General features: G+C 55.1%; 21 protein-coding genes. 20 read left to right on the top strand and 1 reads right to left on the bottom strand.

Annotation, left to right across the window (positions count from 1 at the left end):
- The first annotated feature begins 64 nt into the window (after positions 1–64).
- The 11 genes from cheY to G565_RS0105460 all read left to right on the top strand — a co-directional run bounded on the left by cheY (position 65) and on the right by G565_RS0105460 (position 10,241).
- The gene (gene cheY, locus G565_RS0105510) at positions 65–439 is read left to right on the top strand and encodes a chemotaxis response regulator CheY (protein ID WP_425413966.1); all 375 of its coding nucleotides are present in this window, start codon (positions 65–67) and stop codon (positions 437–439) included.
- 35 nt (positions 440–474) lie between these two features.
- Positions 475–1,380, top strand: coding sequence for a protein phosphatase CheZ (locus G565_RS0105505; RefSeq protein WP_084649242.1), 906 nt, complete (start codon positions 475–477; stop codon positions 1,378–1,380).
- Positions 1,381–1,391: 11 nt separating this feature from the next.
- A complete protein-coding gene (locus G565_RS0105500) occupies positions 1,392–3,611 on the top strand; it encodes a chemotaxis protein CheA (protein WP_028670047.1) in 2,220 nt (739 codons plus the stop codon).
- A gap of 229 nt (positions 3,612–3,840) precedes the next feature.
- A complete protein-coding gene (locus G565_RS0105495; protein WP_028670046.1) occupies positions 3,841–4,893 on the top strand; it encodes a protein-glutamate methylesterase/protein-glutamine glutaminase in 1,053 nt (350 codons plus the stop codon).
- A gap of 116 nt (positions 4,894–5,009) precedes the next feature.
- Positions 5,010–5,744, top strand: coding sequence for a flagellar motor protein (locus G565_RS0105490; protein ID WP_028670045.1), 735 nt, complete (start codon positions 5,010–5,012; stop codon positions 5,742–5,744).
- Positions 5,741–6,559, top strand: coding sequence for an OmpA family protein (locus G565_RS23105; RefSeq protein WP_051207397.1), 819 nt, complete (start codon positions 5,741–5,743; stop codon positions 6,557–6,559). Before G565_RS0105490 ends, G565_RS23105 begins: the two co-directional genes overlap by 4 nt.
- Positions 6,560–6,594: 35 nt before the next feature.
- Positions 6,595–7,365, top strand: a complete 771-nt coding sequence (locus tag G565_RS0105480) for a ParA family protein (RefSeq protein WP_028670044.1) — start codon at positions 6,595–6,597, stop codon at positions 7,363–7,365.
- 82 nt (positions 7,366–7,447) lie between these two features.
- Positions 7,448–8,341 carry a chemotaxis protein CheW gene (locus G565_RS0105475; protein ID WP_037337809.1) on the top strand — a complete coding sequence of 298 codons (894 nt, stop codon included), beginning with the start codon at positions 7,448–7,450 and terminating at the stop codon, positions 8,339–8,341.
- 104 nt (positions 8,342–8,445) lie between these two features.
- Positions 8,446–8,925 (top strand): chemotaxis protein CheW, encoded by a 480-nt coding sequence (locus G565_RS0105470; RefSeq protein ID WP_028670042.1) that lies wholly within the window; start codon positions 8,446–8,448, stop codon positions 8,923–8,925.
- 92 nt (positions 8,926–9,017) lie between these two features.
- The gene (locus G565_RS0105465) at positions 9,018–9,440 is read left to right on the top strand and encodes a hypothetical protein (protein WP_028670041.1); all 423 of its coding nucleotides are present in this window, start codon (positions 9,018–9,020) and stop codon (positions 9,438–9,440) included.
- A 9-nt stretch (positions 9,441–9,449) separates the two neighbouring features.
- The gene (locus tag G565_RS0105460; RefSeq protein WP_051207395.1) at positions 9,450–10,241 is read left to right on the top strand and encodes an MlaA family lipoprotein; all 792 of its coding nucleotides are present in this window, start codon (positions 9,450–9,452) and stop codon (positions 10,239–10,241) included.
- Between the two features lie 180 nt (positions 10,242–10,421).
- Here the strand turns inward: G565_RS0105460 and G565_RS0105450 are convergent, their stop codons facing one another.
- Complete coding sequence (locus tag G565_RS0105450) at positions 10,422–10,727, bottom strand: PilZ domain-containing protein (protein WP_028670039.1); 306 nt, start codon at positions 10,725–10,727, stop codon at positions 10,422–10,424.
- Positions 10,728–10,864: 137 nt separating this feature from the next.
- Between G565_RS0105450 and G565_RS23100 the strand changes: the two genes are divergently transcribed.
- The 9 genes from G565_RS23100 (at position 10,865) to prmB (ending at position 17,930) form a co-directional block, all read left to right on the top strand.
- Positions 10,865–12,049 carry a response regulator gene (locus tag G565_RS23100; protein ID WP_051207391.1) on the top strand — a complete coding sequence of 395 codons (1,185 nt, stop codon included), beginning with the start codon at positions 10,865–10,867 and terminating at the stop codon, positions 12,047–12,049.
- A 12-nt stretch (positions 12,050–12,061) separates the two neighbouring features.
- On the top strand, positions 12,062–12,556 hold the full coding sequence (locus G565_RS0105440) for an STAS domain-containing protein (RefSeq protein ID WP_028670038.1): 495 nt from the start codon (positions 12,062–12,064) through the stop codon (positions 12,554–12,556).
- An 88-nt stretch (positions 12,557–12,644) separates the two neighbouring features.
- Positions 12,645–13,682 (top strand): NAD(P)H-dependent glycerol-3-phosphate dehydrogenase, encoded by a 1,038-nt coding sequence (locus G565_RS0105435; protein ID WP_028670037.1) that lies wholly within the window; start codon positions 12,645–12,647, stop codon positions 13,680–13,682.
- Positions 13,682–13,978 carry a DUF4389 domain-containing protein gene (locus G565_RS0105430; protein WP_051207389.1) on the top strand — a complete coding sequence of 99 codons (297 nt, stop codon included), beginning with the start codon at positions 13,682–13,684 and terminating at the stop codon, positions 13,976–13,978. Before G565_RS0105435 ends, G565_RS0105430 begins: the two co-directional genes overlap by 1 nt.
- Positions 13,975–14,415: a phosphohistidine phosphatase SixA gene (gene sixA / locus G565_RS0105425; RefSeq protein ID WP_028670035.1), complete on the top strand. Its 441-nt coding sequence runs from the start codon at positions 13,975–13,977 to the stop codon at positions 14,413–14,415. Before G565_RS0105430 ends, sixA begins: the two co-directional genes overlap by 4 nt.
- A 140-nt stretch (positions 14,416–14,555) precedes the next feature.
- Complete coding sequence (locus tag G565_RS0105420; protein ID WP_028670034.1) at positions 14,556–15,359, top strand: alpha/beta fold hydrolase; 804 nt, start codon at positions 14,556–14,558, stop codon at positions 15,357–15,359.
- A gap of 1 nt (position 15,360) precedes the next feature.
- The gene (locus tag G565_RS23095) at positions 15,361–16,227 is read left to right on the top strand and encodes an alpha/beta fold hydrolase (RefSeq protein ID WP_051207387.1); all 867 of its coding nucleotides are present in this window, start codon (positions 15,361–15,363) and stop codon (positions 16,225–16,227) included.
- A gap of 25 nt (positions 16,228–16,252) precedes the next feature.
- Entirely contained in the window at positions 16,253–16,885 is a 633-nt protein-coding gene (locus tag G565_RS23090; protein ID WP_245584124.1) for a methyltransferase domain-containing protein, read from the top strand.
- Positions 16,886–16,988: 103 nt separating this feature from the next.
- Positions 16,989–17,930, top strand: a complete 942-nt coding sequence (gene prmB / locus G565_RS0105405; protein ID WP_084649239.1) for a 50S ribosomal protein L3 N(5)-glutamine methyltransferase — start codon at positions 16,989–16,991, stop codon at positions 17,928–17,930.
- Positions 17,931–17,967 lie beyond the last annotated feature (37 nt).

Raw genomic sequence — 17,967 nt, 5'->3', positions numbered from 1 at the left:
AGTCTATTATGTCTGAGACGGTACCATTCGGGAGAGGCTTTAGGAGGTCATCTTGAACAAGAACATGAAAATTCTGGTAGTGGACGATTTCTCGACAATGCGCCGTATTGTCAAGAACCTGCTACGAGACTTGGGCTTTAGTAATACCCACGAAGCTGATGACGGCAACACGGCCTGGCCTATGTTGCAAAACGGTGATTTCGATTTTGTCGTAACAGACTGGAACATGCCGGGCATGACCGGTATTGATCTGCTCAAGAAGATCAGGGCTGATGAGCGGCTCAAGAGCACGCCGGTACTGATGGTGACCGCAGAAGCGAAACGGGACCAGATCGTAGCGGCAGCTCAGGCCGGGGTAAACGGTTATGTGGTTAAGCCTTTCACCGCTGCGGCTTTGAAAGAAAAAATCGAAAAAATCTTCGAACGTGTCGACGGTTAAGTCGGGCAACGTCAAAGCAGTTAAAAGAGGCCAATATGGCTGATGCACACAAACCGATAGCGCTCGATTTCCATAATGCTCTTAAAGAACTGGCGCCCGTATTGTTAAACCAGGTCGAACATGGCCATATGGATGAAGCAGCCGCAACGCTGGTGACGTTGCAGCACGCCCGCCAGGCTGGCAGCGGTGACAGTGAATTTTCGGTGGTTCTCAAGGCGAAAGCGGCAGAATTGCATCGCCGTATCGAGGCGGGTGAAGTCGAGTCAGCGCTGGAAACTCTGCAAGAGATGCAGGACGCCAGAGACCGTGGCTTGTATCAGGAGGTTGGGCGGCTGACGCGAGCTTTGCACAGCGCCATTACCAACTTTCACATCGATTCAGACCCAAGTGAACGCGTAGACGCCTTGTCTGAAATGACCGATGCGACGGATCGACTGGAATACGTGATCCAATTGACCGAGAAAGCGGCTAACACGACCCTCGATCTGGTTGAAGAGAGCATGCCGGTTGTTGCCGGGTTGACGTCTGAGGCCACCCGGCTAAAAACAGAGTGGAAACGCCTGGTCGACCGGGATTTGAGTCCCGAGGAGTTCAGGTCTCTGTATTGGGAAATGGATGCCTTTTTTGATCAGGTAACCGCCCAGTCACAGAGTGTGTACCAGCATTTGTCGGACATTCTGATGGCCCAGGATTTTCAGGATCTGACGGGTCAGGTGATCAATCGGGTAACTGGTCTGGTCAAAGAGGTAGAAGCCAGCCTGGTTGACCTCGTGTTCATGGCAAGCCAGGTTGAAGAGATTACCGGTATTGTAAGGGATGGCGAACCTGAGAAGGAGACCGACAGGCTCAAGGGCGAAGGCCCACAGATCAACAAAGCTGCAGAAGACGTCGTTGCCAATCAGGACGATGTTGATGATCTGCTGTCCAGTCTTGGGTTTTAAGGAGCACACCGATGGGCTTCGAAGCTGATGAAGAGATTTTACAAGACTTTCTGGTTGAAGCCGGCGAGATTCTGGAGCAGTTGTCTGAGCAGCTGATCGACCTCGAAAAGAGTCCGGATGACCGGGATTTGCTCAACACAATTTTCCGGGGCTTTCATACGGTAAAGGGCGGCGCTGGTTTTCTGCAGCTTAACGCGCTCGTTGACTGTTGCCACGCTGCCGAGAACGTTTTTGATACGCTGCGTAACGGGCACCGCACCATCGATGCGGATTTGATGGACGCCGTGTTGAAAGCACTCGATTCCGTCAATGACATGTTTGCGCAGGTCAGCAGTGGTGCGGCGCCCGAACCAGCCGATCCGGCGTTGGTTGAATTACTGCATAAATACGCGTCACCTCAGGTGCCGGGTGAACAAATTGTTGTCACCGGCACTGACGAGCCAGAAACTGAGGAAGTGCCGGAAGAAGCAGCGCCAGCTGCGGGTGACGACATTACCGACGATGAATTCGAAGCGCTACTGGACGCCCTGGAAGCTGGCAAAAAAGGGGCTGACTCGACGCCCCCTCCAGCTTCCGATGATAAGCCTGCATCTGAACCTGCATCGGTTAGCGGCAGTGACGATGAAATATCCGATGATGAATTTGAAGCCTTGCTTGATCAACTGCACGGCAAGGGTAAATTTAATGCCGATGGCACGGCGGATGACCCAAAAGAGCCGGTACCCTCAGCACCAGAGAAGCCCGGTGTATCGGAACCGGCCAGTGCCACAACCAATAGCGATGAAATTTCGGACGATGAATTTGAAGCCTTGCTCGACCAACTGCACGGCAAAGGGCAATTCAAGGTAGAAGCAATACCGGAAAAAGCAAAACCTGACGCAACTGAATCTGCAGCGCCGGTTGAAAAGGCCGCCGCCCCGAAGGCCGTGAAAGCCGAGCCTGCGAAAGCCGAACCCGTCAAAAAAGCCGAACCGCCCGAAACCGCGACGAAAGCCGAACCGCCCCGGGCTGGCAAAACGGAACCTGCTCCGGCCCCTGCAGCCCCGGAAAGGGCCAGTGCCAACGCCCAGGATACAACGGTTCGTGTGGATACCAAGCGCCTCGATGACATCATGAACATGGTGGGTGAGCTTGTGTTGGTTCGCAATCGTCTGGTTCGCCTTGGTGTCGAGCTCGATGATGAAACCCTGCAAAAAGCCGTGGGTAACCTCAATGTTGTAACAGCAGACTTGCAGGCGTCCGTGATGAAAACCCGGATGCAACCCATCAAAAAAGTGTTTGGGCGTTTTCCCCGCGTTGTTCGGGATTTGGCCAGAAGCCTGAAAAAAGACATTGTTCTGGACCTGGTTGGTGAAGAGACCGACCTTGATAAAAACCTGGTGGATGCTCTGGCGGATCCACTGGTGCATCTGGTGCGCAACTCGGTAGATCACGGTATCGAAACCCCGGAAGTCCGGGAGGCCGCCGGCAAACCGCGTACCGGCAGGGTGGTTTTGTCTGCTGAACAGGAAGGCGATCACATTCTGCTGATCATCCGTGACGATGGTGGCGGTATGGACCCGGATAAACTCCGTGGTATTGCCGTCAAACGAGGCGTCATGGACCAGGAAGCGGCCGACAGACTCAGCAATACAGAATGCTTTAATCTGATTTTTGCACCGGGTTTTAGCACCAAGACCGAGATTTCCGATGTCTCCGGTCGGGGTGTTGGCATGGACGTGGTTAAGACCAAGATCACCCAGTTGAACGGGTCGATAGACATCGACTCGCAAATGGGGGTGGGTACCGTAATTTCGATCAAGGTGCCATTGACGCTAGCGATCATGCCGACTTTGATGGTAATGCTCGGTGATCAGGCATTCGCCTTGCCACTGGTGAATGTGAACGAGATTTTTCATCTCGACCTGACTCGTACCAACGTCGTTGATGGTAAAGAAGTCGTGATGGTGCGTGGCAAGCCTATACCGCTGTACTACCTTAAGCGCTGGCTTACCCGGGATGCGATGCCTCAGGGCGAGGAAACCGGACACGTGGTTGTCGTTACAGTCGGTACCCAGAAAGTCGGATTTGTGGTCGATCAACTGGTTGGCCAGGAAGAGGTGGTCATCAAACCTCTCGGGCAAATGTTACAGGGTACCGAAGGCATGTCCGGGGCTACTATTACCGGAGATGGCCGCATCGCTCTGATTCTGGATGTTCCAGGCTTGCTAAAGGCTTATGCCCGTAGCTGATTTGAGCGATACATCGCCGCTGGCACGCAGCCGAATCTGGCGGTACAGTGAGCATGGCGGGTGCAGACACCTAGCAGGAACATCCATATTCCGGTAGCAGGCTGGCGAAATTCTTCGAATTTCAACAGCCTGCTAGCGACCTTGCGTCCGGAAACCAATAAAAGAGGCGGAGCCCCCAACCGATAACAAAGGGCGCCCGCCGGACACATTTCCTTCCAGGGAGAAGTAAATGCCCATTTCGGTGCTGATCGTAGACGATTCCAGCTTTTTCCGAACCCGTATTCGCGGATTGATCAATTCCCACCCAGAACTGAATGTCATTGGTGAAGCGACCAATGGCCGCGAGGCGGTCGATAAAACGGTCCGGTTGAAACCCGATGTTGTGACCATGGACTACGAGATGCCGTTGATGGACGGCATTTCCGCAGTGCGGGAAATCATGGCGAAACAGCCAACCCCGATTTTAATGTTCTCGTCACTGACGCAAGCCGGTGCCCGCGTCACTCTGGATGCGCTGGACGCCGGTGCGGTTGACTTTCTCCCCAAGAGTTATGAAGACGTGGGCGGTGGCCCCAATGCACTGAAACGAGCGCTTTGTGAAAAAATTCTGGCCATTGCTGGCCAGGCACGGCGTCACCCGTCATCGGCCTTGTCCCGACCGGCACCCGCACCTGTGGTCAGCCCACCAGCCCGTGCTAGCAGCCGCAAACGCTACAATCAGCGCTTCGATCTGGTCATGCTGGGCACCTCAACAGGCGGCCCGGTGGCGCTTCAAAAGATACTTACTCAAATTCCGGCCAGCTTTCCCGCGCCCATACTGATGATTCAGCACATGCCCGGCACCTTTACCGGGGCCTTTGCCGAGCGTTTAAATCGCCAGTGCCCGCTGTCCATTCGTGAAGCTAAAGATGGCGATGTGCTTCGTCCGGGAGAGGCACTTTTGGGGCCTGGCGGCATGCAAATGATGTTAAATGGCAAGGGTCGGATCAAGGTTTTCGAGGGTGATGAGCGGCTAAATTATAAGCCGTCGGTCGATGTAACTTTTGGCAGTGCCGTCAAATATTACGGAAACAATATTCTGGCGGTAATACTGACTGGCATGGGTGCCGACGGTCGTGAAGGGGCTCGTTTAATCAAACAGTCCAATGGGGTAGTCTGGGCTCAGGAATCCAGTACTTGCGTCATTGATGGCATGCCCTCCGCTGTGGTCAAGGCCAACCTGGCCGATGAAATCATCCCGCTGTCTGATGTTGCGCGGCGCCTGGTCGAGGTTTTGACCTGACCGCTTCAACTCCCTTTCCAGCCGATCTGCAGATACTTGGCGCGGGCATTGCTTTGCTTTCCTAAATGGATGTAAAAAGGGCGAATATCGTCCGGCAACGATAAAAAGGGGTAGAGATGATAGCGCTGGCTGGCCTTATTCTGGCCTGGATCGCCGTGTTTGGCGGTCATTTGCTGGAAGGCGGGCAAGCAGGCTCGCTCACCAATGTTCCGGCTGCCCTGATAGTGCTGGGGGGGACCCTGGCGGCAGGCATGATTCAGTCTGACTTTTCGACATGGCGGCTCGCCTGGCGCTTTTTCCCCGGTATTTTCAGTCACGCCCAATGGCAAACCGAAGCCACAGAGGCAAAACTTGTCCGCTGGTGCCAGATTGCACGGCGCCAGGGTTTGTTGTCGCTGGAGGCCGATTCCAATCGTGAGCAGGATGATTTCGTCCGCCTCGGCTTGCAGCTGCTGGTGGATGGCGAGACTGTGACAAAAATCCGTCACAGTCTGGAGGTGTCTATGGACGCTCGTGAAAGTCGCACGCTCCGGGCCGCTCATTTGTTCGACTCATTAGGCGGTTATGCGCCAACCATGGGGATCATCGGCGCGGTGCTGGGTTTGATTCAGGTGATGACGCAAATCGACGACACGGCTGCATTGGGAGCCGGTATTGCCACGGCCTTTGTGGCTACCATTTATGGAGTGGGATTGGCCAACCTGTTTTTTCTGCCGGTTGCTGCGCGACTGAGGAGCATGGCTGAAGCTCGCTTTGGCTTTGAGGATATGGTCCTGGATGGCATTTTGGCCATTGCTGATAGCGAAAATCCACGTGTCCTCGAACGGCGTTTAAAGGAGTACAGGCCGTGAGACGCCATCGTCGACGCACCCGCTTTCAGGGCGCCCAGACACACCGCTGGATGATTTCCTATGCGGATTTCCTCACTCTGTTGTTCGCGTTTTTTGTTTTCCTGTACGCAATTTCTTCTGTCGATGAATCCAAGTTTCAGGCGGTCAGTCAGAATCTTCTGCAGATATTCGACGTGCGCCCCAGCAGCGTGGAACCCATTGAGTTGAATGCAACCCCTCAGGGCCCTGATGTGTTCAACCCTCTGTTTCGGCCAGAGCCCATTCCTTCAACCCGGGAAGATTTGTCGGACACTGAAACCTATCAGCAAGAATCAACCCTGCTTCAGGTACGACAGCAAGTTGATGATCAATTTCAGCAATTGATCCAGGATCAGTTGATCAGCGTCAGCGGCACGGAAAACTGGTTAGCGATAAATTTGCAGGAGCCGGTTTTATTTTCTCCCGGATCGGCCGATATAACAGCCAGTGCTGAAGCCGTGCTATACGAGGTTGCCAAAGTTCTGGCGCCGTTGCGAAACCCGGTTGCCGTCGAGGGTTACACAGACTCAGCCCCAACAGGTAACGATCAGCTCAGTAACTGGGGCTTGTCTGCGTTGCGGGCCGTCAGTGTGGTGGAATATCTGCAGCAGGCAGGGGTTGCACCAGAGCGATTGTCAGCGCTTGGGTTCGGGCAGTATCAGCCGCGCTTTGACGAAACCAACGAGGCTCGTGCCGAGCGCAATCGTCGGGTAAGTATCGTCATTACCCGCTTGAATACGCCCAATATGCTGGTGCCGCCAACCGCTGCGCCGGTGAATGATGATCCGGCTAATTAACAAGCCTGGTTGAGTAAATAGGTTGAGGAGTTGTCATGCACGTTTGGTCGGTAGCCAATCAAAAAGGGGGCGTTGGGAAGACCACAACAGTGGTGTCCTTGGGGGCCATGCTGGCTGAAAAAGGCAAGCGTGTTCTGATTTTCGACCTCGACCCTCAAGGGTCGCTGACCAGCTATTTCGGCCACAATCCGGACGATATGGATAACAGTGCTTTCAACTTGTTCGCAAACAAAGGCAAAGTGGCTGAGGATTTGCCCGGGCAGCTGTTATTGGAAACATCGCAGCCGGGCTTGTTTTTACTGCCTGCATCCACGGCACTTGCCACCCTGGAGCGCAACGTCAGCCAGCAAGATGGGATGGGTCTGGTAGTGTCTAAAACCCTGGCGCATCTGTGGGACGATTTCGACTACGCTATTATCGACACACCGCCCATTCTTGGGGTGTTGCTGATCAATTCGCTGGCGGCCTGCAAGCGCTTGCTGGTGCCGGTGCAAACGGAATTTCTGGCCATCAAGGGGCTGGAGCGTATGGTGCATACCATTGCTATGGTGACCGCCTCACAAAAAAGAACGCTTGATTACCTGGTTATCCCTACCATGTTTGATCGCCGTACTCAGGCCTCGCTTAAAGCGTTGCGGACCTTGCGAGAACAACACGAGGGTCATATCTGGCAATCGGCCATTCCGGTTGATACCCGTTTGAGAGACGCCAGCCGGGAAGGGCTGGGTATCAACCAATTGGCGCCGGATTCCCGCGGTGCCAGGGCCTATCAATCCTTGTTGAAGTCGCTGATCGCGTTGGGGTAGGGCTGATGCATCTTTTGTTCATGGCACAAGCTCAACACAGGCTGGCGGGTCAAATAATGGCCCGGGAAGTCGGGTGCCCGGTATGGTGAAGTCAACGCGAACGACTGAGGTAAAGGTTTCGGCAACCGATGTGGCGCTGTCCAATTATCTGGATGCTATGTTGCACACGGCGACCGAGGCAGATGATGCTCACTGGCCTGATGATGACGACAGGAATGAATCGACAAGTGAGCCGATTTCGACCCAGGCCCCTACCGAGGAGCCGCCGGTTACGGCGTCTCTATCAGAGGAAGCCCGGTTAACTGAACCGGTTGCTACGCAGCCGGAACCCCCGGAGCCAGAAGCTGCGGCTGTCGACCCTCGGCCCGTTGAGCCGCTTCATGCCGAGCCATACTTGATACCGGAACCGGAACCGGAACCGGAACCGGAACCGGAACCGGAACCGGAGCTAGAGCCGTTAGCGGTCACAGAGCCGGAGGCCGTGAGTGAGCAGAACGATCTCAGTCGATGGCTCGACAATGGGCGGCCGGCTTGGGCACAGCAGCGTTTCGATTGCCTGGTCTTTGTTGTCGATGGTTTGAAACTGGCTGTTCCATTGATATTGCTGGGCAATATCCACCCTCTGGAGCGGGATTTGACCCCCCTGTTTGACCAGCCGGAATGGTTTCTGGGGTTGTTGCCGGTTCAGAACGGACGCAATTTGCGAGTGGTGGATACAGCACGACTGGTAATGCCAGAACGTTATCGCCCGGAGAGTGTCGATGAGCTCGCTTTCGGTGTTGGCGTTTATGGATCGGACTGGGCCTTTGGGTGTCATCAGATAGAAGGCTCAATTTCACTGGAGCCGGATGCCGTTAAGTGGCGCAGTACCCGGACCAGCCGACCCTGGCTGGCGGGGACCATCATTGACCGGATGTGTGCCCTGGTAGATTTGCACGAATTTGCCAGAACCGCATTCAAAGCCCGCAGCGCCTGATTCGGATTGACCGATGGGTCTAATCAGAGTCGGGTGCTGGACGGGCAACTGGAGTACACTATAGTGACGAAATGCAGTCGCAACAGCATTTATGAGGGTGAGCTATGACAGCGCAGACAGCGAAGACCGGAAACGACCCGATACTGCAATGGGTTACCTTTCGCCTGGGTGAAGAAACCTATGGCATTAACGTAATGCAGGTGCGCGAAGTGCTGCGTTACACCGAAATCGCACCGGTGCCCGGTGCACCCAGCTATGTGATTGGCATTATTAACCTGCGCGGTAACGTGGTAACGGTTGTTGACACTCGTGAGCGTTTTGGATTGGCAGCGGCCGACGTGACCGACAATACCCGTATCGTGATTCTTGAATCAGATGACCAGGTCGTCGGTATCATGGTCGACGCGGTTGCTGAGGTGGTGTATTTGCGCCAGTCAGAAATTGAAACGGCCCCGAACGTTGGCAGTAATGAAAGTGCCCGGTACATTCAGGGCGTTTGTCACAAGAACGACGAATTGCTGATTCTTATTGAAATCGAAAAACTGTTGACTGAGCGCGAGTGGGCGGAGATCGCCGATCTTTGAGCCCGCGCCTTCGAGCAAATGGACTCGCTGGCGCGACTTGTGCATAACTCCCTGAAACGTCAAGAATCTGACCGGACTGGGGGTTACATCACATGGCAATGTTTGAACAATGGGTCGCACTGGGGTATTCGCATGGGCCAACTCTGCTTATCGGCGCGTTGATCGCGCTGCTTGGTCTGGTAAATTGGCGCCACGGGCGTAAGATCAGGCAGCTGGAAGCTCGATTGGGACATACCCATCAGGCATTGCGCCAGGAAGTGAAAATGATGGGGCAGGGCGCCATAGGCGTCGGTCACCGGGTTAAGCATTTGGAGAAACAGATGCGGACCCAGCCAAGCCCGTTTGAACAGTTGTTGATGCACGGTACCCAGGTAGCCGAACCAGCGAACAAGCCTGCCAAGGCCAAACCTCACGCAGCCGTGGCTCCGATGGAAAAGCCCGCCTCGAGTCGCGGTCAAAGCCGGGCGGAGCAGGCATTGGCACAATGGATGAGCGACACTCGACACACCGCATAAGGACACCCTTTGACTCTGATTCAGGCAATTCGACATGCCGTTAGCCTTACTTTACTGGTATTGGTGCCACTGGCTTTTGCTCAGAGCCATGATCCGTTTGAATCGACCAACCGGGTAATCTACCGGGTCAACGATGGTCTCGATCAAGCGGTCTTGCGGCCGCTGTCGGTAACCTATCAAACCCTCACGCCAGATCCGATGGAACGCGGTGTGCGCAACTTCTTTCAAAACATCGGCGAGGTGAGAAACGCCACCAATAACCTGCTGCAAGGGAAGTGGCGCGCCACCGGGTCTTCATCCGGTCGCTTCCTGATCAACTCCACGGTTGGCCTGTTGGGTGTGTTTGACGTCGCCCGACACATCGGCATCGATCGGCAAGTCGAAGATTTCGGGCAAACACTGGGGGTTTGGGGAGTCGGGCCCGGGCCCTATCTGGTGTTACCACTGCTGGGTCCTTCCAACGTCAGAGACAGCTCGGGCTTTCTGGGGGATATCTGGTTAAGCCCGCTGCAATATTCACAGCTGAATGTGCTTGAACGCAGCGGCCTGGCAACGCTCGATGGCTTGCAGACGCGGGCCGATTTGCTGGGGTCCGACAGCCTGATGAGGGGTGATGGTTACCTGGTTCTAAGAGAGGCCTACTTGTCCAAGCGCAATTACGATGTCTCTGATGGGAAAAATGTGTCAGACAGCTTTTTGGATAACCCTGTTGGCTCGGCCTCAGACGAGGACTTCGTAGACGAAGGCGGTTTCGGGACGGCAAATGAGCCGGATGACAACTTTGTCGACGAATCGTTCTGACCGGATGCGACCCGTACGCTTGCTTTTCGTTAAAATGGCGTCTCAGCAGCCTTTTGGTTTGAAAAAAGCGGTCGGCTTTTTTCAACGCCGCAATAGCACCGCTATTTCAAGGTTTGACAGCGAAGCTCTGCGCTTGCTAACAAAGTGAACAGTGACAGAGCTTTCCGCATCGACCATTCTTTAGCTCAAGCTGAGTATTTCCAGCCCCAACTGGTAGCTCTGATCATCCCTGGCATCACACCGCAATACTCTTGCACTGGCATCCAGGGAGCGAAATTGCTCATTGGGCGATTCTATGGTCACCCTGACCTCAGTGCCCTTTGTCAGTGGCTGAGTCGCAATTAGGCTGATTCCGGTTGCGCTCAGGTCAGTACAGACGGCCTTTAACGGCGGGCTTTGATCGGCCAGGTGTATCAGGGCTTCTGCGTCGAGGGTCATGCGAATGAAGTCGCGTTTCTCACCGTAGTCTTTGTCCGCTGTGCTCATGGTCACCTCTTTGTCCCGTTTGGGCCGATGTTGTTTCAGTTTGGACAAGCTGTTTCGGGATCACGGAACCATTCAGTGGTTGCGTTCGCTGACCCACCCCGTTAAGTTGCCTGCACTACCCTGGGGAAGTCAACAAGATGCCACTCACTGATGCCACACTTTTGGTTGTCGATGACGAACAAGCCATCCGGGATTCTATTGTCGCTTACCTTGAAGACAGCGGCTATACCGTGCTGGAGGCGGAAAACGGTCAACAGGCCCTGGCACTGTACGAAAAGAAGTCGCCCGACCTGATTATTTGTGATCTGCGGATGCCAGTGATGGATGGCTTGTCCTTATTGCGCCGCATCATGGAGCTCACGGATGAGGTGCCGGTCATTGTGGTATCCGGTGCCGGCGTTATGACCGATGTTGTCGAGGCCTTGCGGCTGGGTGCCAGCGATTACCTGATGAAGCCCATTGTTGATCTGGGTGTGCTTGAGCACTCGGTTGAGCGAGCCCTTGAGCGCTCGTTTTTGGTAAAAGAAAACTACCGTTACCGGGTTGAGCTTGAGTCCCGGAATCAGGAGTTGCAAGACCACGTAGATCGGCTAAAGCTCGACCTTCAGGCTGGTCGGGCGGTACAGCAGCGACTATTACCAGAGTTCCCTCTCACCCATGACCACTATTGCATCAGCCACCAGATGGTGCCGTCAAACTACCTCAGTGGCGACCTGGTTGACTATTTTCAGGTTATTCCCGGAAAGCTGGTGTTTTACATGGCTGACGTCTCCGGTCACGGGGCCAGCTCGGCGCTGATTACCTTGCTGATCAAAAATCAGATTGACCGGCTGCGCGATGAAATGGAAAACGACGCCTCGGACGTGGTGTTGATACCCGCTCAGGTTCTGCGCCAGATTAACCTCGAACTCATCCGTACCCAGACTGGCAAGCATGCCACCATGTTTTACGGTGTCATTGATACGGAAGATAACACCCTCGATTACGCGTCGGCCGCTCATTTTCCGGCGCCTGTCCTCTGTACCCGTGAAGTCTGCCGGGCCATTGAGCCTGAAAGCCTGGCTGTTGGCTTGTTTGATGATGCCACGTTCGAAAACAGGCGTCAGAAACTGGACGGATTCGAACGACTTTCCGTTGTTTCCGATGGCTTTTTGGAGTTGCTGGCTGACGTATCTTTGCAAGAAAAGGAAGCGCATTTACTTGAGTTAGGCGCTGACCCAACCCATACTATGCAGCACGTTTTGACGCAGATGACGAGTGAGGGGAAAACCCGGTCTGCTTCAGACGACATTACAGTCCTTACGATTGAAAGGGTTAAGTAGGTCGGATAATAGATGAGTACCGGTCGCGTTTTAATGGCGAACAAGTCGGGCTCTTATGTCATTAAATTGACAGGAGACGTGCGCATGACGTTGTGCACGACACTCGATACCTGCCTGAAAAATATGGTTGAAGATCCCACCTTCACTTCTGTGATTGTTGATCTCAGTGATGCTGAAGGCATCGACAGTACCAGTCTCGGACTTCTGGCAAAGATTTCCCGTCTGGCGACGCCGGTGATGGGGCATGTGCCTACGTTGATTTCGAGTCGGGCAGACATCACCCGTATCGTTGAAACCATGGGGTTTCGGGACAGGGTGTTTGTCATTGTTCCCAATGCCGATGTCGACGCCCGTGATGCCCTGAGTGAACAGAGCGAAGAGCCTCTGGACGAATGGTCAGCCCATGAACGGGTGCTGGAAGCGCACAAAATTCTGATGTCACTGAATGATCAGAACCGGCAGACATTCCGGGAACTGGTAGAGTGTATGGAAAATCAGCCTCACTGACCCTTTCTGGCTGGCCGGCGATGTACAAAAGGTCTTGATCGCGCGACGCTAATCTGTCGCGCGTCTTTGTTTAGGGAGAAGTGTTTTTGTGACACACGCCAATGAGGACCCTTCACAGACCATTGCTGTGTTGGGGGGTGGCAGTTTTGGTACCGCGGTTGCGAACATCGCCGCGACTAACGGCCACCGTGTCAGGTTATGGATGCGCAGCGAGAAGCAGGCTGAGGATATCCGCACCCAGGGTGAGAATAGCCGTTATCTGCCAGGTTATGCGCTTAGCCCTAACCTGACGCCGGTTCTGGATCTTCAGGAAGCCGTTTGCGACGCCGACTGTGTGTTTGTGGCCGTGCCCAGCAAGGCCTTTCGTTCGGTGGTAGAGCAAGCTGTACCGCTGTTACAGTCGCACACGTCGCTGGTCAGTTTAACCAAAGGCATTGAGCCCGGCAGTTTCCGGTTGATGAGCCAGATACTGCACGATTTGGCTCCCGCTCACGATATTGGTTGCATCAGCGGCCCTAATCTCGCCAAGGAAATCGCCGATCACCAGATTTCCGCCACCGTTATAGCCTCATACAGCCAACCATTGCGCAGCCAGGTACAGACCATGCTGAGCAGCCAATATTTTCGCGTCTACGGTAACCCCGATATTTACGGTGTTGAACTGGCCGGTGCCCTTAAAAACATCTATGCCATCATTACCGGTCTGGCGTCAGCGCTGGGAATGGCTGAGAACACAAGGGCCGCAATCATCACCCGCTCGTTGGCCGAAATGTCCCGCTTTGCGGTTCGCCTTGGCGCTAACCCGATGACCTTCCTGGGCCTGGCAGGCGTAGGCGATCTTATTGTGACTTGCAGTTCCAAGCTTAGCCGCAATTATCGTGTAGGCTATTACATTGGTGAAGGCGATTCGCTGAAACAGGCCATTAAACGCGTGGGTGAGACTGCCGAGGGCATCAACACCCTGCGCATGGTGTATGACAAAGCCCGCGAGATGGGCATCTACATGCCTCTGGCGAGCGGGCTCTACGCGATCATTTATGATGATAAGCCGATAGCGGATGTCGCTGGCCAGCTGATGGCCGGCGATCTGGCACAAGATGTTGAATTCATGGGAGCGGGTATCTGATGCCTTCATTGAACCGGGAAGAAAAAGAACACCAGGTTATTCGAGCGCTGTGTATGATTCTGTTCTGGATTATCCTGCGCATCAGCCTGCTGGTAACGGGCGTGCTCGCTATAGTTCAGTGGGTACTGGCCTGGTTTGATGACAGCCCCAACCCGCAACTGGTTCGGTTTTGTCGGCGTCTCGCGCTTTATCAGAAACAACTGCTCGATTACCTGACGTTCATCAGCCACGACAAGCCGTTTCCGTTCAAGGACTGGCCGGATGACCCGGTTGAAGAGGCGGAAGAATCCGCGTGATTTTGTATTTGTTGCGCCATGGCGAAGCAGAGCCCTATGGCCGGGCTGTCGACGATGCGTCGCGGGCGCTGGTGACCTCAGGAAGGCAGGCTGTCAGCCGGGTTGCAACCGAGCTGTCACCGGTAGAGGCTGTTTATTGCAGTCCTTATCTTCGGGCCCGGCAGACGGCTGATCTGGTGTTGTCGGCCTCGGGCCAGGCGACTTACCAGTTGAACCAAGGTCTCACGCCAGACAGTTCAGTGGCTGCACTGCTGTCGTGGCTGGATACGCTTACGGAACAGAGCGTGTTGCTGGTGGCGCACAATCCCTTGCTCAGCTCCCTGGCCAGTCAGCTTACCGGTATGCCTGGCGGCGTCGCCCTGGGTACAGCTACTCTGGTGTGTCTGGATGTTTCCGACTTCACACCTGGCGGAACCAGTTTGCTCTGGCTGAAGTAGTGCTGCAGTCGACCAACCAGTGCGTGCCTGGTCACCCTGCCAGAACGCGCATCATCACTTTTGATTGGGTTCAAACGATCGTTTGAATTTGATCTGTGACTCGGGTAGATTGACTTCTGGTCTATAGACTCCAGGTTGTTATGAAACCCCAGCTTCATTTTGCACACGCCAATGGCTTTCCCTCAGCAAGTTACCGACGAATGCTGGATGGGCTGGCACCTTGCGTTGATCTTAAGACGCTGCCGTTGATTGGACACGACCCGCAATACCCGGTCACCAATAACTGGCCCCACTTGAAGCGACAACTGATCGACAGTATTGAGAAACAGTGTGACCAGCCAGTGATTGGTCTCGGCCATTCTCTGGGGGGTGGGTTAACCATCATGGCGGCACTGGAGCGCCCCGATCTGTTCTCCAGCATCATCATGCTCGACGTGCCCCTGTTCAGCCGGTTCGAAAGTTGGGTTGTGCGCAGCGTTAAAGCGCTGGGTCTGATTGATAACCTGACGCCGGCCGGGCGTTCCAAGCACCGGCGGCGTAGTTGGCCAACTGAAGAAGATGCCTGGTCTTATTTTCAGTCTCGCGGTTTGTTTCGACACTTCCATCCGGATTGCATACAGGACTACGTGACCTGCGCAACCCGGACCGGTGCTGACGGAACGGTCGAATTGTCTTACGAAGTTCCAGTTGAACTGGCTATTTTTCGAAGTGTTCCTCACACGCTTTGGGTTCAACCCGGCGAATTACAGGTACCTGGAGGCGTTATTCTGGGGCGAGATACCGACACGGTACGCAAACACCAGTACCTGCGGATGAAGCACAAGCTGAACCTGATTGGCTCACGGCTGCCGGGGAGCCACATGTTCCCGTTGGAGTATCCGGATGAGACCGCCGGGGAGGTGCTCTCCCTGATTCATCGCCTGAAGTCGCACCAGGCGGCCTGATATGCGATCCATAACCCTGTTGGGGGGGCAAGTTCAGGGCGTGGTGATGGGGCAGGGACGGCCGGTTCTGGCCCTGCACGGTTTTCTCGACAATGCCTTCAGTTTCAAACCTCTGTCCGGTGTCATGCCGGACGTCGAGATTTGGGCGCTGGATCTGCCCGGTCACGGCGCCTCGGCGCCGCTTGCCATGTCGGACGGCTGGTCCATCACACAGTGGTTGCCGGTGATGGGTCGGTTGCTGGATGAGCTTGATTGGGGGCATTACACCCTCCTGGGACATTCGTTGGGGGCTATTCTGGCGCAGATGCTGGCGGCAGTGGATCCACGTATTGAACGGCTGATCTGTCTCGATGCGTTGGGGCCTCTGACGGATACGGATGACGGTAATCTGGACCGCTTGCAGCGCAGCTATCAACAACGTCAGCACCGGTTGAGTGGTCGTCGATTCTATCCGACACCCGAAGCCTTGTGGCAAGTGCGGGTCGGTGGTCGTTTTCCGTTGTCTGAGGACAGTGCCCGGGTGCTCTCGACTCGGGGCGTGGGGTTGAGTGACCGGGGATGGTACCATCGCTACGATCGTCGTCTCCGGCAGGACAGCGCCTGGCGAATGACGGAAAAACAGGTACAGGCTCTGTTGGGTCGTATAGAATGCCCGCTGGATCTGGCCCTGTTCGAAGACAGCCCGCTGGGGCGTGCCGGATCGACACTGGATAACCGTCTGGCCTGCCTGTCGAACTTGAGTGTGGCGCATTTCCCCGGTGGTCACCATGCTCACATGGAAACCCCAGAGCCGCTGGCTCAATGGGTCAGTTCCCGGCTTGACGCCGATCTGTCCGATCCCGGCAATTCGCCTTCGGGCGCCCAATAACCCGAATCCCGGGAGTGAGCTCAACTTGAATTTGGCCCGTCTTTCCACCGCAGTACCCGGAACATCACCGTTGCATGAAGAACGACTGGACCGCGTCTACCGGCAAATCCGGCAGAGTGGTGCCCGGCGGGTACTCGATCTGGGGTGCGGTTCCGGGGCATTGCTGGTCAGGCTGCTCAACGATCCGTACTTCAACCAGATTGTCGGCCTTGAGTCTTCCGGTGTGGGTTTGGCCGTCGCACGTAATATGTTTTCAGACAGTCTCGCAAGCGGTCGGCTTACCCTGGTCGCTGGCTCCTATGCTGAACCGCATGCCGCCCTGGTTGGCTTTGAAATGGCGGCGATGGTGGAAACCATTGAGCATGTAAAGCCAAATGATCTGTCCAGAGTCGAGCAAGCGGTGTTTGGTCAAATGCGACCGCACCGGTTGATCATGACAACGCCTAACCGGGAATATAACCCGCTGCTGGGACTGGCACCGGGTGAATTTCGTGAGCCCGACCACAAATTTGAATGGGATCGGCAAAAATTCATGCAGTGGTCACGGGGCGTGGCAGGACGTAATGGCTACGCGGTGCGGTTTGCTGGTATTGGTGAAGCGGATGCTGAGCTCGGCGCGCCCACCCAAACCGCGACCTTTTCCCTGCTTGGTCGATAGAACGGCCGGTGCGTGACCTCTGAATGTTGAGGTTCGCTTAAAGTTATGCCTCGGCTCAGGGTATACTCTGCGTAACAAATCACCGTTTGGATCCTCATTTTACATGGCTTTAACCGATAGTGCGGTCAATTTATCCAGTATTGATGACCAGTCCGAATGTCTGGAGCATTTTACGCGTCTTGGTGACTGGGTCCGTTTTGCTGCCAGCGCCATGGATGCTCATCAGGTCTTTTTTGGCCACGGATTCGAATCAGGCTGGGACGAGTCCGTCTTCCTGTGTTTGCGTGCACTCAATCTCGACTGGGATGCTCCGCCCGGGGTTCTGTCTGCCACTCTGTTACCCCGTGAACGCCGCCTGCTCTGGACAATGATTGCACAGCGCTGTCTCGATCGCATGCCTACAGCTTACCTGCTAGAAGAAGCCTGGTTCTGTGGTGAGCCATTCAGGGTCACCCCGGATGTACTGATTCCCCGATCACCCATCGCCGAGTTGATTGAAGCCCGTTTTTTACCCTGGCTGAAGCAGCCGCCTGGCCGGATTCTGGATTTGTGCACGGGTAGCGGCTGCATCGGTATTGCCATGGCACGGGTCTTCCCCGACGCCGATGTTGACCTGAGTGACCTCAGTGAATCGGCAGTGTCCATAGCCGTCGATAACGTCGATCAAAAAGACCTTGGGTACCAGGTTCGGGTTCATCAGGGGGACGTGTTTGCCGCGCTGGAGGGAGAGCAATATGATCTGATCGTCGCAAACCCGCCTTATGTTGATGAAGACGATATCGATACCATGCCGGCGGAGTTCCACCACGAGCCGCGCCTCGGCCTGGCCGCGGGGCCTGATGGATTGGAATTGGTGCATCGTATCTTGCGAGAAGCGGCAGATCATTTGTCGGATGATGGCTGGCTGATCTGCGAAGTTGGCAACAGCTTTGGCGCTCTGATGACGGCTTACCCGGACCTGGCTTTGCATTGGCCGGAATTTGAACGTGGCGGGCATGGTGTATTTTTGGTGCAAGCGTCGGAGCTTCGCACCTATTTCACCTGATCAGGTTATGCCGGCGTATCTGGCACTGCCTGCCCAT

The organism is Saccharospirillum impatiens DSM 12546, from assembly GCF_000423605.1.
In the GTDB taxonomy this organism is placed as follows: Bacteria; Pseudomonadota; Gammaproteobacteria; order Pseudomonadales; family Natronospirillaceae; genus Saccharospirillum; species Saccharospirillum impatiens.
The sequence above is the reverse complement of the archived record's forward strand: the minus strand, read 5'-3'. Positions and strand labels throughout refer to the sequence as shown.

Coding starts and splice junctions, on each gene's coding strand:
- cheY (WP_425413966.1), top strand. CDS start 65: ATGAAAATTCTGGTAGTGGACGATTTCTCGACAATGCGCCGTATTGTC.
- G565_RS0105505 (WP_084649242.1), top strand. CDS start 475: ATGGCTGATGCACACAAACCGATAGCGCTCGATTTCCATAATGCTCTT.
- G565_RS0105500 (WP_028670047.1), top strand. CDS start 1,392: ATGGGCTTCGAAGCTGATGAAGAGATTTTACAAGACTTTCTGGTTGAA.
- G565_RS0105495 (WP_028670046.1), top strand. CDS start 3,841: ATGCCCATTTCGGTGCTGATCGTAGACGATTCCAGCTTTTTCCGAACC.
- G565_RS0105490 (WP_028670045.1), top strand. CDS start 5,010: ATGATAGCGCTGGCTGGCCTTATTCTGGCCTGGATCGCCGTGTTTGGC.
- G565_RS0105480 (WP_028670044.1), top strand. CDS start 6,595: ATGCACGTTTGGTCGGTAGCCAATCAAAAAGGGGGCGTTGGGAAGACC.
- G565_RS0105475 (WP_037337809.1), top strand. CDS start 7,448: ATGGTGAAGTCAACGCGAACGACTGAGGTAAAGGTTTCGGCAACCGAT.
- G565_RS0105470 (WP_028670042.1), top strand. CDS start 8,446: ATGACAGCGCAGACAGCGAAGACCGGAAACGACCCGATACTGCAATGG.
- G565_RS0105465 (WP_028670041.1), top strand. CDS start 9,018: ATGGCAATGTTTGAACAATGGGTCGCACTGGGGTATTCGCATGGGCCA.
- G565_RS0105450 (WP_028670039.1), bottom strand. CDS start 10,727: ATGAGCACAGCGGACAAAGACTACGGTGAGAAACGCGACTTCATTCGC.
- G565_RS23100 (WP_051207391.1), top strand. CDS start 10,865: ATGCCACTCACTGATGCCACACTTTTGGTTGTCGATGACGAACAAGCC.
- G565_RS0105440 (WP_028670038.1), top strand. CDS start 12,062: ATGAGTACCGGTCGCGTTTTAATGGCGAACAAGTCGGGCTCTTATGTC.
- G565_RS0105430 (WP_051207389.1), top strand. CDS start 13,682: ATGCCTTCATTGAACCGGGAAGAAAAAGAACACCAGGTTATTCGAGCG.
- G565_RS0105420 (WP_028670034.1), top strand. CDS start 14,556: ATGAAACCCCAGCTTCATTTTGCACACGCCAATGGCTTTCCCTCAGCA.
- G565_RS23095 (WP_051207387.1), top strand. CDS start 15,361: ATGCGATCCATAACCCTGTTGGGGGGGCAAGTTCAGGGCGTGGTGATG.
- prmB (WP_084649239.1), top strand. CDS start 16,989: ATGGCTTTAACCGATAGTGCGGTCAATTTATCCAGTATTGATGACCAG.